This is a genomic window from Roseburia hominis (assembly GCA_040702975.1).
Lineage (GTDB): Bacteria > Bacillota > Clostridia > Lachnospirales > Lachnospiraceae > Allocoprococcus > Allocoprococcus hominis_A.
Genome location: CP159990.1, coordinates 1688040 through 1702942, shown reverse-complemented (window position 1 = coordinate 1702942; position 14903 = coordinate 1688040). Strand labels below are relative to the sequence as shown.

Genomic DNA, 14903 nt, shown 5'->3' with positions numbered 1-14903 from the left:
CCTCCAAATCCGCTCACACCCTTCCGTTATTTCAGAGCATTCACATATTTTTTAAATTCCTCTCCACGTACTTCATAATTCGGGAACATTCCCCAACTTGCACATGCAGGAGAAAGAAGCACCGCATCTCCCTCTCTCGCAAGTTCCACACAGGTGTCCATAGCCTCCTCAAAGGTATCTTTTAAAATACAGTCAGTAAATCCGCATTCCTGCGCTTCTTTTTGAATCTGTTCTCTTGTTGCGCCAATCAATACCAGATAGCGCACTTTTCCATCAAAGCTTCTGATCCATTCATGAAAGTCTGACTGCTTATCATAGCCGCCCCCTATCAGGATCGTCGGTCTTATCATCGCCTGAATGCCCTTGATCGCAGCGTCCGGATTCGTTCCTTTGGAATCATTGTAATACGCAACTCCATTTTTCTCTGCCACAAATTCAATCCGGTGCTCCACGCCTTTAAATGCTTTCACCGTATCCCGGATCACATCAAGTGAAACGCCGTAGGAAGCCGCCATCGCCGCTGCCGCCATCACGTTCTCGTAATTGTGGACGCCCAGCATCTGCAGCTCTTTCACGTTGCAGATCACTTCGCCGGCATTTTCCCGGTCCGGTTTGTAAATGATATTCCCATCCTCAAGATAAATCCCCTGTTCCAGTTTATGCGCACTGCTGAAAAATAGAACCGATGCCGGAATTTTCTCCGCCATCTGCCGGGTCACTTCATCTTCATAATTCAGGACACAAATATCTCTCTTCGTCTGATTTTTCGTAATATCCATCTTTGCCTGAATATAGGCTTCCATCGTATGATGACGGTTCAGGTGATCCGGAGTGATATTTAAGATGGCGCTGACTCTCGGTTTGAATGTCTTAATACTCTCGAGCTGGAAGCTTGAAAGTTCTGCCACGATCACGGAATCCTCCCTGGTATCCGCCGCGGCCGCGGTATACGGAGTTCCGATATTTCCCACAACGAATACACTTTCAAATGCATTCTTCATAATCTCGCCCAGAAGCGTGGTGGTCGTCGTCTTTCCGTTCGTTCCTGTAATTCCCAGGATCTCGCCTTTTCCGCATACATAGGCCAGCTCGATCTCGCCCCACACCGGAATTCCCATTTCCCTGATCTTCAGCACGATCGGCAGATCGGTGGGAACTCCCGGACTCATGACAAGCAGATCCAGGGAATTCAAAAGTTCCTCGGGAAATTCTCCCAAGGCCACGTCCACCTTCCCGCCGTCAAGCTGTGCTTTCAGCTGTTCACGGTCCAGTTTGGTGTTCCCGTCATACAGCGTGACCCTTGCGCCTTCCCTTATCAGCAGGCCGCAGGAGCCTACCCCGCTTTTCCCTGCTCCGAAGACTACTACCTTTTTATCTTTTAACTCCATGTTTTTTCCTTCTTTCTTTTATGCCTGCGTCTATAAGGACAGCCTTTCCTCAGCTTCAGCCAATAGCACCAGGCCTTTTCTTCCTTCTTGCAGCCCCTAAAGCGCCAGCAATGCGATCAGACAGAGGACCGCTGTAATAATCGCGAACACGGCCACTACCTTCGTCTCACTCCAGCCGCAGAGCTCAAAATGATGATGAATCGGCGCCATCTTAAAGATCCGTTTTCCATGTGTGATCTTAAAATAGGACACCTGGATCATGACGGACAACACTTCCACCAGATAAATGAGTCCCACGATAATAATAAAAAGCGGCATCTGTAACATATAAGCAGCCGAGGCCACAAATCCGCCCAAAGCCAAAGATCCCGTATCTCCCATAAACACACTCGCCGGATACACGTTGAACAAAAGGAATCCGAGAAGCGCGCCCACAACGGAGCAGGTGACCGGTTCGATCCCGCTCTTTGTCCCCATCGCCACCACCGTAAAGAAGGTCGCTACAAGGACCGTAACACTGGACGCCAGTCCGTCCAGACCATCTGTAAAGTTCACTCCATTTACCGTGCCGATCACTGCGATAAACAGCACCGGAATCGCAAACCATTTCAGATCCCAGTACACCTTGCCTCCGGTAAACGGAACCAGCATCGTAAGCGGGACCTTGGCCACTTTCACCAGGTAAAAAGCAAAGATCGCCGTTACCACGATCTGAAGCGCCATCTTCTGTCTCGGCATCAGTCCGTCCGATCGTTTCAGCACGACCTTCAGATAATCATCTAAAAATCCGATCAGTCCAAATCCAAGCGTCACAAAAAGTACCGGGATCACCTTCGGATATTCCCTGACATAGATCAGGGACGTGATTGCGATGGAAAGCAGAATGATCACACCTCCCATGGTCGGAGTCCCCGCCTTTTTCAGGTGGGACTTCACCCCTTCTTCTCTCTCTGTCTGTCCCATTTTCAGTCTTCTCAGAATTGGAATCACGATTGGCCCGATCAGCACGCTCAATCCGAATGCGATCAACACCGGAATTACCATTTTATAATCCATACCACACCTCTTATTCTTCTCTCGTTGTATTTTGCGCCAGGCCATCTCTCAGGCATACTTGGCAGCTAAAATTAGTATAATGTATCTCTCCTCGTTTTTCAACCGCACTGCCATGAATTTTTTATCTGTTTTACGCCCGGTTTCAGGCAATTTTTACAAAATCGTACCAACTCTTCCTCTAATTGGCATCTTTCTCCTCTTCCTCCACCTCGGCCCGCTCAAACCCCAGATACGGCAGGATATTGTCGAAAATATCGCGCACCACTGGCGCCGCAATGGTTCCGCCATAGTAAACGCCCTGGGGATTATACACAATGGCCATGCCCACCACCTGGGGGTCATCGGCCGGAGCGAATCCGATGAAGGAAGAAATGTATTTGTTCGCGCTCCTCGGGAGAGTCTGACTCGTCGCAGTCTTTCCCCCGATCCGATATCCCGGAATATAGGCCTTCTTTCCGCCGCCCTCCGACACCACCGTTTCCAGGACCTGCCGCATGGTCTTTGACGTCTCCTCCGACAGGATCCGTTTCCCCTCTCCATATTCAAAGGTCTCCACTTCTTCTCCTTCGCTATTATAAGCGCTCACTCCAAAATGCGGCGTAATCCTTCTTCCTCCATTGATCAGGGAGCTGACCGTCGCCGCCATCTGCATCGGCGTCACCTGAAAGGACTGGCCAAAGGACATGGTGGCCAGCTCCACCTGCCCCACGTTTTCCATCTTATGTGTGATCGTTGCGGCCTCTCCCGGAAGATCGACCCCCGTTTTCTCCATCAGCCCAAACTGTCTGAAATATTTATAAAAGTTTTCTACCCCCAGACGCAGGCCGACTTCAATAAATACCGGGTTGCAGGAATTCTGTACCCCCTGTACAAAATTTTCCGCCCCGTGGCCGCCCACCCTCGCACACCGGATCTTGCGGTCCTCCACGATCTTATAGCCCGGACAGTGGAAACGATCATCTAGCGAGACCACCCCTTCCTCCAGTGCTGCCGACGCCGTAAACACCTTGAAAACAGACCCCGGCTCATAGGTATCACTCACGCAGCGGTTCCTCCACATCTGGTTCAAAAGCTCCTGTTTTTTCTCATCGCTGATCTCTTCCGATGCTTCTGCCGTATTCAGCGTAAACGGCTCATTCAAATTGAATTCCGGCACATTGACGCAGGCGTAAATCTCCCCATTCTGCGGATTCATGACCAGAATCGCGACAGCGTCCGCCTGCTTTTCCTCCATGACCTTTTCCGCCGCCTGCTGCGCAAAGGACTGGATATTATAATCCAGACTCAACTTCAGCGTATTTCCCGGCACCGGCTCCACCCGGTCCTCCGCGATTCCTTCCAGTTCAATTCCTCTGGCGTCCGTGGTCGTAAGGATCGTTCCGTTCGTACCCTTCAGCCAATCCTCATATTTGACCTCCAGGCCGATGATTCCCTGATTGTCTCCCCCGGTAAATCCCAGCACCTTTGACGCCAGCTCATTATAAGGGTAATACCTGCGGAAATCTTCGTCCACCTTCACTCCGTCCAGCTCATAGCCCCGAATACGGTCTCCCGTCTCCTTCTCCACGTTCGTCTTGATCCGTTCTCTTGAGGAGATCTTCTCCACCTTCTTTCGCACGTCCTCCTCGGGCAGTCCCAATTCTTTTGTAAGCACCTGGATCACCTGCTCGGCATCGGTGATCTGACTATGTATCACCGAAATGGTGCAGACCGTTTTGTTCGTCGCGAGGACCTCCCCGTTTCGGTCCACGATCTCCCCTCTGGCCGCCTTTATTTCCCGCTCCCTCTCATGAAGCGCTTCCGCCTTTTCCTGATAATACTCGGCGTCAAACACCATCAGATAGACCAGCCGGCCGATGAGCCCCAGTACCATGAGCATGGCACCAAGAAATACGACCAGCATCTTCTTTTTATTATATGTCTTATTGCGCATAGAAAAACCCCGGAACCGGTAATTACTATACTGTATTACCGAAATCCCGAGGTTATACCCTGATCTTGTCTGAAGCTCCATAAAAATTATTTCGTCGATTTTGTGATATTCAGATACGGAAATGCTTCTGTCATAATGTCGGAAGCAAGCTGCGTGATTTGATTACTGCATCCCGCCTGATAGGGAACATTCGGTTCATCGATCACCACATAAATCACAATCTCCGGCTTCTCCTGGGGAGCATAGCCGATAAATGATACGACGTTCTTATTCTCTCCACGGGGCAGCTTCTCTGCCGTACCTGTTTTTCCCCCCACATCATAACCCTCTACCTGCGCATAGCGACCGCTTCCGTTTTCCACTACACTATACAGATAACTTTTGATTGTCTCTGAGGTAGCCTGGGAAATAGTGCGCTTTTGCAGCACCGGCTCTATCGTTTCGATCACATTTCCATTGCTGTCCTGGATCGCCTTCACCACATGCGGCTTATAGTAATTTCCTCCATTTACCAGCGAGCAGAAGCCCGCTACAAGCTGGGTCATATTTACGGTAAAATTCTGTCCGAAGGAATTCGTCGCAAGATCCGTATCTCCCATATCGTCCAACGTATGAAGAATTCCCACGCTGTCCCCCGGAAGGTCAATGCCTGTCCGCTCCCCAAATCCATAGATGCTCTGATATTTAGTGAAGTCTTCTTTTCCTAGTTCAAAGGCGATATTCATAAGTGCCACGTTGCAGGAATTCTCCAAAACCTGAGTCAGATTCTGCGTTCCATGACCGCCTTTATCGTAGGCAATACATTTGATATCATGATCACCCACATGCAGATAGCCGCTGCAATAGTAGGTCTCGTTGCCTTTCAGCGCCCCTGTCTCCAGTCCGGCTGCAACCGTAAACGGCTTAATCGTAGAACCAGGCTCAAAGGTATCGCTCACACAGAAGTTTCTCCAAAGTCCATTCAGCACCTCAAGCTTTTGCTCACTCGTCATGGCTTTGATCTCTTCTTCCTTATAATACTTGCTCAGATCTCTTGGATTATTCAGATCAAAATTCGGCATGGATGCTTCTGCGAGAATCTCTCCCGTATTCGGATTCATGATGATCACCGCGCCGTTCTTAAATCCCTCGCCGGGCGTTGCCCCGTTTCGGTGTGCTTCATTAAATGCGGATAAATGCTTTTCCACGATAGACTGCAGATTCGCGTCAATGGTGCTGACTACCGTATTCCCATTGGTCGGTTCTTTTACTGTCTTCTGCACGGTGCTGTCTGAATCCTGATAACCGTATTCCCTTCCGTCCGTGCCATTTAACACATCATTATACGATGCTTCCAGCCCTGCGGCGCCCACATTACCGTCCACGCTAAAGCCCAGCACATCGCAGGCCAGCACGCCGTAAGGATATGTACGCACATAGTCCTCTTCCAGCCAGACTCCCCGCACGTCAGGATTTTCTTCGGTGCCGTTCTCATAGCTTTTCGCCGTATCGTAGCTGATTCCTTTCTTTAAAATATTGTACCGTCCGCTGGGGTTCTCCGTCAGGATCTCCTCCACACTCTCAGGGTCTATATCAAAATAAGTCTTCAGCGCTTCTTTTGTTGCCTCTTTATACTTCTCTGCCTTTTTCTCGTTACTCAAAAGGACCTTCGCATCCAGGATCACATTATAGACTCTCTCACTGGTCGCCAGCTTCGTCCCGTTACTGTCCGTGATATCTCCGCGCTTGAACGGAATGACCCGGCTTATATACTGCTGCTGGTCCAAAACAAGTTTGGTATAGCGGTCCCCTTCTGAAGCGTTGATATACATGATCCTACCAATAAGAAAAGCAAAAGCCAGTAATATCGCCATAAAGAGTATTACCAGCTTTTTCTGCATGTTAGTAGTGAATTTCTGCTTCAAAGGGGAAACTTTTCTCTTTCTTCTCTTTGACATTTGATCCACCTTATTTCTTTACTTTATCTGACTGTGCCAGAACACCACTTTTTGGAATGTTCTGATACTGTTTTACATAATCATTTACCGGATTCTGGTAGGTAATGATCTGGCTCTGATCCGCATAGACCATTCCCATCTCACCAATCGCCTTATCCCGCACCTCCTCCAGATTCACGGAATCCATCACCGCATTGTACCTGGTCGTGTTCTCTTCTCTCGCATCTGCAAGCTCTTCCTGGAGACTCGTAATGTTCTCGGAACGGCTGGTAAGCTCTGCTCTTACCTGAAGATACCAGATACATGCTGCCAGCGCAAGAACTGCTGCAATGGCAAGAAATGCCACATATGCCGGATTCATCCGGAGGGCATATCTACGATTCTTCCGCACCTGAGGACTGACCTTTTTCTGCCTTTTTGTCCTCGGCTGTGTTTCCTGTTCCCATCTCTTCGGCTGTGCTTCTGCCTTGTGGACGGTATTTCCATATATATACATACCGCTGTGTGACTGCGGTCTTCTTGTTGTCTCTACATATGTGTTGCTGCGTCTTGCTGCCATGTGGCATCGCCCCTTTGTTATACTTCCCTGTTTCTATATTCTCTTTGGAATACGGTTTGCATCCCTCCCCGGAAGACTCTGCCATTTTGCTCCTTCTTATGCTCTCTCAAAGATTCTGAGCTTAGCGCTTTTGGAGCGACTGTTCATCTCCAACTCTTCTGTGCTTGGAAGAATAGGTTTCCTTGTTATGACTCTTCCTTTTGAAACTTTTCCGCACACGCAGACCGGGAAGGAACTCGGACAGGTGCACGGATTCTCATTCTTTTTAAAAATCCCTTTTACAATTCTATCTTCCAGCGAATGGAATGTGATGATACAAATCCTTCCACCTGTGTTTAGCATATCGATCATATCGTCCAGTGAATCCCTGAGAACCTCCAGTTCACGGTTGCATTCAATGCGGATTGCTTGAAACGTCCTCTTAGCAGGATGCCCGGATGTCTTTTGAAATTTCATCGGTATCGATGCCTTAATGATCTCTGTCAGCTGGCCCGTGGTCTCGATGCTCTCTTTTCCGCGTGCGGCTACGATGTGCTTCGCGATGTTCTTCGCGAATTTGTCCTCACCGTAGTCGCGGATAATGCGGAAAAGCTCCATCTCACTGTAGCCATTGACGATGTCCCTTGCCGTCACACTCTGACGTGTGTCCATTCTCATATCCAAGGGGGCATCTGCGCGATAGGAGAATCCCCGTTCTGCCGTATCCAACTGATAAGATGATACGCCCAGATCAAGCACGATCCCATCGACCTTGTCAATGCCGATCTCGTGGAGCCTCGACTTCATATCACAGTAGTTGCTCCGGATTACTGTAACTCTCTCCCCGAAGTCGAGTAATCGGGTGCCTGCCGCCTCGATTGCGGCTGCATCCTGGTCTATTCCTATAAAACTCCCCTTGCTGTTTAAGCGGCGGCATACTTCGTAAGCATGTCCACCTCCACCAAGCGTCCCATCGACGTAAATACCGTCCGGCTTGATGTTAAGGCCCTCGATGGTTTCCTCTAATAGTACTGATTTGTGTTCAAATGCCATAGTGTCCTCCTGGTAAATCTAAGGCTCTCCGGTAAGATCTCCTTCTCCCGGAATGACACCTTATATGCTAAGTCCCAAATCTTCCATGTCACTTGCAATATCTTCGATATTCTCTTCCACTTCAGCAGTACGTGCATCCCATGCCTCTTTGCTCCAGAGCTCTACCTTGTCAAGGACTCCTGCAAGGACTACTTCCTTTTCAAGTCCTGCGTAGGCACGAAGTGAAGAAGCGAGCAAAACTCTCCCCTGTTTGTCCAATTCTCCTTCACATGCGCTCCCGAGAAAGAAACGTTTGAAATCTCTGGCCTTTTTGTTAGTGAGTGGTAAGGTTCTTAGCTTTTCTTCAAAGGCTTCCCATTCGTTATCCGGATACAGAAATAAGCAGCCATCCATCCCCTTCGTTATCACGAAATGTTCTCCCAGACTTTCACGTAACTTTGAAGGAATGATTAACCTGCCTTTTGAATCAATACTGTGATTAAATTCTCCAGTCAACATAAGGAATCACCTTCTTCCAAAGTGGTCTGCCACTTGTTGCACCACTTCGCTCCACTATTCACCACTTTCTACCACTTGAAACCATTGTAAACCACTTTTACTCCCTTTTCAACCCCTTTTTTTGAATTTTTTCAAATTTACAATTTCTCTGTGCATTTTGCTATTTTCTTCCAAAAACCATGCAAAACGCAGGAAATTAAGGGACTTTCGTTCCATATAAAAGACCAAAAAAGCGCAAAAAAATCCCCCATCGGAATTTTCTCTTCCGGTGGGGGGAAAGTGGGGGAATTTCCCACTTTTTATTTCTATGCACTGTATTCAAGTGGAAAAGCGCTCCACATTTCTACTCTTCCGCGCTAAAATCCAATGACTGGAGATAATCATTCATGGCTTTGTAATCCACCTCAGCCACTTCTCTTGGCTGCTTCTGCTCATACAGGCCATATGCGGAATATCCCAGCCAGCCAAGAAGTACAACTATCACAAATGCGGTCACGCAATTTCGAATGATCTGTGCTCTCCTCTGCTTCTTTATAATCTGTTTCCGATTGGCTTTTTCCTGTTTATAACGATCTACTTTTTCCTGACTCATAGCAATAACTCCTTTGTGTTTCTTTTTACTAAAAAACGTCCACTGGACCTTATTTCAGATATACTTGGCAACAGAAAACAGGATAAAATTTCTGTCTCGCCGTTTCTCAATGTACTTATTCTAACACAAAAGAGAAAAGCACACAAGCATATAACACAATCATTTCACACTTTCCTTTGCAGTTCACTCCGTTCTCAGCAAAGCGCTTCGCAAACCCACGCCAGCAGACAGCAATTCATCTGCTCCACTTTATACCACTACGATCACGCCGCCGTCATTGGCATACAGACTGCTGATTCCCCTGGTATCCAGAATAATGATCTCTTTAAACTTCGCTTTTGCTTCCAGAAGACGCTTTACATTCTGCGCGCGTTCCGGACAGTTGCAATGAGAAATCGCAAGAACCTTCTCTTCGCTGTCTTCAAGCTTCGCCATAATCACGTCCACCATCTTTTGAAGCGCCTTATTGATTCCACGTGCCTGCCCAAGCTGACAAATCTCTCCCTTTGGAGTTGACCCGCATACCGGCTTGATGTTCAGTACGGTAGCCGCGATCGCCTTAAGTCCGGTAAGCCTTCCGTTTTTACGGAGCGTCTCCAGACTTTCCAGGACAAAATACGTATTCTGTTGCTCGATATAATCCTCCACAGTGTCAACGATCTCCGGGAAGGTCATGCCGGCCTCCTCACACTCCATGATCTTTCTGGCAATCAAAGTCTCTCCTATAGACGCAGAGCGCGAATTGAACACGTAAATATCTTTCTCACCGTATTCTTCCTTATATAAATTCTGTCCAAGGACCGCACTGTTATAGGATCCGCTCAGCTCTGCGGAAAGTGTCACCGCATATACATGATCCGCATCACAATGATACCCGTGCATGTATGTCTCAGGTGACGGGCAACTTGACTTGGGGCAGTTCGGACTTGCTGCCACTCTCCTTAAAAACTCTGCCTGGTCAAAAGTTTCATCATCAATTATATGATAATCATCTACGTCAATGCTAAGGGATGCCGTCTCACAAAGCCCGGAAGCCTTCATCTCCTCTGTCAGTTCTCCGCAGCTGTCTACGATAATCTTATAGCTCATCGCTTTTTCCTCCCGAAAATATAATATCTTGTTCCATATAAAGTAGTTTTCATTACTACTTAATTTATAATAGCATACTCCATCATGAAATAAAAGATTTTTTTGCACTCTTCACAAAAAATTCCCAAAATATTTTTCTGTTTTACTTTCATGCCGTATAACTGCCAAATCACAAAAGTGTTCATTTGATATTCCCCGAGTAGACTTGGCAACAAAAAATGACCAGATCACGCAATAACTAAAATCACATGATCCGGTCAGCCACATCCTAACTGTACCTCTAGCCTTCTTCTATTTTTATCGTTCTGGAAACCCCCAGCGCAATTCCCATCTCCACCATCAAGAACAGAATGGACGTACCTCCGTAACTAATAAATGGCAGGGTAATCCCGGTATTCGGTATAATATTCAAAATAACCATCACATTCAACACCACCTGAATGGCAATGTGGGCAAAGATTCCTGTCACGATCAATGATCCGTAAAGATTCGGGGCATTCTGAGCGATGAACAAAAGCCGGTATAACAGCAACGCAAACAGGGTCAGCACCATAATCGCGCCAAACACTCCCAGTTCCTCACAAATAATCGTGAGGATCATATCATTTTGCACTTCCGGAATAATCATCTTCTGCGCGCTGTTTCCAAGGCCCTTTCCGAACAGGCCGCCCGCTCCGATCGCATACTGTCCCTGAACCGTCTGGAACGCAAGGCCTCCCGCATATTTTTCAGGGTGGAGCCACGCAATAATACGCCTCAACCGGAAATTGGTGCTGTCTTCAAGCACCTTTCCCAAAACATAGGAGAACACTGCAAAAGCGCCTATCCCGAGACCGCCCAGCACCAAAAATGGTTTCAGCCTTTTATGTACCACAAACACCAGCGCAATCGTAATTCCCATGACGACCATGGCCGCGCTTAAATGGTCCGTGAGATAATACACCCCATACGCTGCCGCCGCTCCCCAGCCGGCCGCCACCATGGCGCCCTTGTTCTCACTGGCTTTGCTGCCCATCTTGCAGATCAGGAACGGAATAAACAGGATCACTGCGATCTTCGTCACCTCGGATGGCTGCAGGGTCTGATCCGCCGGAAGCTGAAGCCATCTTCTGGCACCGTTTATCTCAACTCCCAACGGCGTATATTTGACCAGTGACATCAAAAATATCGCAAATGCATAGAGATATGGGGAATATTTTGCATATTTCCGATAGTCCATTCGGGACACAAACCACATGACAAACATACCGCCACCACTGATAATCGCCTGTCGTTTAAAATAATACATGCTATTGCCGAATTTATTCTGTGCCTCGTAGGAGCTGGTGCTGTACAGCATCACCAGACCGAAGCAGATCAAGAATATCATGACTGCAAGAAGACTGTAATCAAAATATCGAATGGTTTTCTTTTTCCTTTTTCTGACCGTCTGGCTTTCCACCTGCCTTAGCTGCGCCTGCTGGCTCTTTTTCAGCTTAGGCTGCCGGCTGCGCCGTGTCGCGGCACTTCTTTGTTTTCTGCTTTGCGTTGTCATTCATTACACTCCCATGATTCGATTATCAACACGCCAATGCCGCGTCTCAAGACTCACCGGTAAGTGGCCCCTTATTCCACTGCCCGGCAAGCGCCTCACCCCCAGGCTCAGAAACGCTTCATCTGGCATAACTTATCTGATAAAGTATAACACATCTCCTTGGTTTGATACAAGTTATGAAGCGGAAAAAGTATGGAACAATTTCTAAAATGCTATCGATTCATCTCCCCTTTGGTTCCATAACTCTTCTTCCATGCGAAAAGGGACGTTCCCTTTGGTTCCAAAGAAAACCGTCCCTTTTCCAAGTCATGACATTAAATGGGTTTTATATTATCTCTGGACGCGGCCGGACGCATCTCCTCCGGCTAATTTGGCAACCTCGTCCATTGATACCATGTTGTAATCACCCTCAATGGAGTGTTTGAGACAAGATGCAGCAACTGCGAATTCAATCGTCTCCTGTGGGTCATACCCACTGAGGCATGCCGCGATCAGGCCGCCTCCGAAGCTATCGCCTCCACCGACGCGGTCTACGATATGCATCTTATACTTCTTGCTGAAATAGTAATCTTTTCCGTCATATAGCATTGCTGACCAATTGTTGTCATTTGCTGAAAGGGACTCACGAAGTGTGATCGCCACCTTCTCGAATCCAAAACGATCTGCAAGCTGCCTTGCCACATCTTTATATCCTTCACGGTTTACAGCGCCCGTCGTCACGTCGGTATCTGTCGCTTTAATTCCGAATACGTCTGCTGCGTCCTCCTCATTTGCGATGCAGACATCCACATATTTGCAAAGCTCGCCCATCACTTCGCCGGCTTTTGCCTTGCTCCACAGTTTATTTCTGTAGTTGAGATCGCAGGAAACTTTTACGCCCATCTCTTTTGCCACTTTACATGCTTCCAGGCAGATTGCGGCAACTCCATCGTTAAGAGCCGGAGTAATGCCTGTGAAATGGAACCACCTGGCTCCTTCAAAAATTTCCTTCCAATTAAAATCTTCCGGTACGGCAGTGTAGATGGCAGAGCCTGCACGGTCATAAATAACCTTGGAAGGTCTCTGAGAAGCGCCCTTTTCCAGGAAATAAATGCCTACGCGGTCACCGCCGCGTACAATATGCGAAGTATCTACGCCGTATCTTCTCAGCGAATTCACTGCCGCCTGGCCAATCTCATGGGTCGGGAGTTTGGTGACAAACGCCGCATCAAACCCATAATTTGCCAAAGATACCGCTACATTAGCTTCTCCGCCGCCAAAAGTTGCTCCCAATTTGTCCGCCTGCACAAAACGATAATAGCCTTCCGGTGCAAGTCTTAACATCACTTCACCAAATGTGATAACCTTCTTACTCATCTTTATTTACCTCTGCTTTCTTTTACAATCTCTACTGCCTCTTTTGCAAGCTCTCTGATCTTGTCAAATTCGCCCGCATCCACCAGACTCCCCTTCACCATCCAGCTTCCACCGCATGCAAGAATGCGGTCATATGCAAGGTAGTCCTTTACATTGTTCTGATTAATCCCGCCTGTAGGCATGAACTTCACGCCCACATACGGAGCCGCCATTGCCTTAATCATCTTTAAGCCGCCCGCCGGTTCAGCCGGAAAGAACTTCACGACCTCCAGCCCATATTCCAGTGCCTGCTCGATATCGCTCGGGTTCGTACAGCCCGGCGTGATCAGGATTCCCTTCTCCACACAGTATTTTACAACTTTCGGATTCAGGCCCGGGCTGACGATAAATTTCGCGCCTGCCGCGACTGCCCGGTCGACCTGGTCCGTCGTAAGCACGGTTCCCGCCCCAACAAGCATATCCGGGAATTGTTCGCTCATGATGCGGATCGATTCTTCTGCCGCATCTGTCCGGAACGTTACTTCTGCGCATGGAAGTCCACCTTCACATAATGCCTGTGCAAGTGGAGCTGCGTCCTTTGCATCATTCAGCACGACTACCGGCACAATACCGATTTTCTGAATTCTTTCTAATACTTCATTCATTTTCGCTTCTCTCCTTTTTTGTGATTAGATTTCTATTGGCTCTGTATGTACTACACCCCAAGCTGTTCTTCGGCAGTTTTTTGTGATTGCCGTTTTACCTTTGTTTCATATTATGGAATTTAATTTCATAATATGAACTTTCTTGATTTTGATTATACTACTTTCCCACCTAATGTCAAGCAATTCTCACTGTTTTTCTTCGTTTTTTTACCCTTGATTCCGTGCCTGATCAATTCCTCATCAGGCTCTGAGCAAGCAAAGCAAACTGACGGAATATTGGACAGAGCATTGTTTCAAGAGGTTTCCATTTTATTATTTACTCCGGGTCCTAATCGTGCTACAATTCGACTAGTACAAGAAATGGAGTGACCCTATATGGAAGAAAAAAATCCTATCCAGGTATCGGAACGTATTTTCCATACCATCGAATGCCTCGCCCAATACGGACCTATGGGTCTTTTGGAACTGAGCAAGGAACTAGGTCTAAACAAGACGACCGTCCATCGGATTCTGAATTCCCTGATCTGTATGGATTACGCAAAACAAGATCCAGAAACTTTAAAATATAGCCTTGGTTTTAAATTCTGCAGGATTTCCAGCCAGATTCTGGCCCAGAACAATATCATTGACTTTGCCCGGCCTTACATCAAAGCGCTATCCGAACAAAGTGGTGAAACTGTTCATCTGGTAGAGATTGACGGCACGAACGCTGTATATATAGATAAAGTAGAATCTTCTCAAAGCTCTGTTCGTCTGGTGTCCATGGTAGGAAAGACGATTCCTCTCTACTGTTCCGGGGTCGGGAAAGCGCTGCTTGCTGACATGCCAGATGAAAAAATTCGTGAAATCTGGGAAAAAAGTGAGATAAAAAAACAGACCGAATACACGGTCACTGATTTTGATAAGTTTTATGAATTAATTAGACAGATTCGTAAAGACGGCTACTCTTTTGACAATGAAGAAAATGAACTGGGAGTTCGATGTGTTGCCGTCTCCCTCAGGAATTTCAGTGGTAAATCTTCTTATGCCATTAGTATCTCCGCTCCCAAGGATCGCATGAGCGATGATCGTCTTACCGTTTTTTGCGACATGATTCTGAACACCAAGAAACGTATCCAGCAGGAAATGGGACAGAGTATCTAAACCTTGCGCCGAGATGAATGTCCCCTGGACATTCACTTAGGCATGCTTGGCAGCCGAGATGAACGTCCACTCAGGTATACTTAGCAACTAATTTAATAAGGAGGCAGTAGCTCGCAAGAACCACTGCCTCCTTTTACACTTC

At 47.5% G+C, this 14903-nt stretch carries 12 protein-coding genes and 1 pseudogene; 1 reads left to right on the top strand and 12 read right to left on the bottom strand.

The genetic code is table 11. The features are described from left to right. Positions 1 to 26: 26 nt before the first annotated feature. From murD to ABXS75_07920, 12 genes and pseudogenes are all read right to left on the bottom strand, one after another. Positions 27 to 1388, bottom strand: coding sequence for a UDP-N-acetylmuramoyl-L-alanine--D-glutamate ligase (gene murD, locus ABXS75_07975; protein XCP86717.1), 1362 nt, complete (start codon positions 1386 to 1388; stop codon positions 27 to 29). A 96-nt stretch (positions 1389 to 1484) separates the two neighbouring features. Further along, positions 1485 to 2444, bottom strand: a complete 960-nt coding sequence (gene mraY / locus ABXS75_07970) for a phospho-N-acetylmuramoyl-pentapeptide-transferase (GenBank protein ID XCP86716.1) — start codon at positions 2442 to 2444, stop codon at positions 1485 to 1487. Positions 2445 to 2622: 178 nt separating this feature from the next. Next, the gene (locus ABXS75_07965) at positions 2623 to 4377 is read right to left on the bottom strand and encodes a penicillin-binding transpeptidase domain-containing protein (protein XCP86715.1); all 1755 of its coding nucleotides are present in this window, start codon (positions 4375 to 4377) and stop codon (positions 2623 to 2625) included. An 86-nt stretch (positions 4378 to 4463) separates the two neighbouring features. Continuing rightward, entirely contained in the window at positions 4464 to 6314 is a 1851-nt protein-coding gene (locus ABXS75_07960) for a penicillin-binding transpeptidase domain-containing protein (protein ID XCP86714.1), read from the bottom strand. 10 nt (positions 6315 to 6324) lie between these two features. Then, positions 6325 to 6873 carry a hypothetical protein gene (locus tag ABXS75_07955; GenBank protein XCP86713.1) on the bottom strand — a complete coding sequence of 183 codons (549 nt, stop codon included), beginning with the start codon at positions 6871 to 6873 and terminating at the stop codon, positions 6325 to 6327. Positions 6874 to 6969: 96 nt separating this feature from the next. Next, on the bottom strand, positions 6970 to 7905 hold the full coding sequence (rsmH, locus tag ABXS75_07950) for a 16S rRNA (cytosine(1402)-N(4))-methyltransferase RsmH (GenBank protein XCP86712.1): 936 nt from the start codon (positions 7903 to 7905) through the stop codon (positions 6970 to 6972). Between the two features lie 60 nt (positions 7906 to 7965). Then, entirely contained in the window at positions 7966 to 8403 is a 438-nt protein-coding gene (mraZ, locus tag ABXS75_07945; protein ID XCP86711.1) for a division/cell wall cluster transcriptional repressor MraZ, read from the bottom strand. A gap of 343 nt (positions 8404 to 8746) precedes the next feature. Beyond that, positions 8747 to 8995: a hypothetical protein gene (locus tag ABXS75_07940; protein XCP86710.1), complete on the bottom strand. Its 249-nt coding sequence runs from the start codon at positions 8993 to 8995 to the stop codon at positions 8747 to 8749. 249 nt (positions 8996 to 9244) lie between these two features. Beyond that, positions 9245 to 10084, bottom strand: a complete 840-nt coding sequence (locus ABXS75_07935) for a DegV family protein (protein ID XCP86709.1) — start codon at positions 10082 to 10084, stop codon at positions 9245 to 9247. Between the two features lie 280 nt (positions 10085 to 10364). Further along, a complete protein-coding gene (locus ABXS75_07930) occupies positions 10365 to 11618 on the bottom strand; it encodes a putative peptidoglycan glycosyltransferase FtsW (protein XCP86708.1) in 1254 nt (417 codons plus the stop codon). A 330-nt stretch (positions 11619 to 11948) separates the two neighbouring features. Further along, on the bottom strand, positions 11949 to 12974 hold the full coding sequence (locus tag ABXS75_07925; GenBank protein ID XCP86707.1) for a sugar kinase: 1026 nt from the start codon (positions 12972 to 12974) through the stop codon (positions 11949 to 11951). A gap of 32 nt (positions 12975 to 13006) precedes the next feature. After that, positions 13007 to 13618: pseudogene (locus ABXS75_07920) on the bottom strand (bifunctional 4-hydroxy-2-oxoglutarate aldolase/2-dehydro-3-deoxy-phosphogluconate aldolase). A 375-nt stretch (positions 13619 to 13993) separates the two neighbouring features. On the opposite strand from ABXS75_07920, the gene ABXS75_07915 reads away from it, so the two are divergent. Beyond that, on the top strand, positions 13994 to 14761 hold the full coding sequence (locus ABXS75_07915) for an IclR family transcriptional regulator (protein XCP86706.1): 768 nt from the start codon (positions 13994 to 13996) through the stop codon (positions 14759 to 14761). Positions 14762 to 14903: the final 142 nt, after the last annotated feature.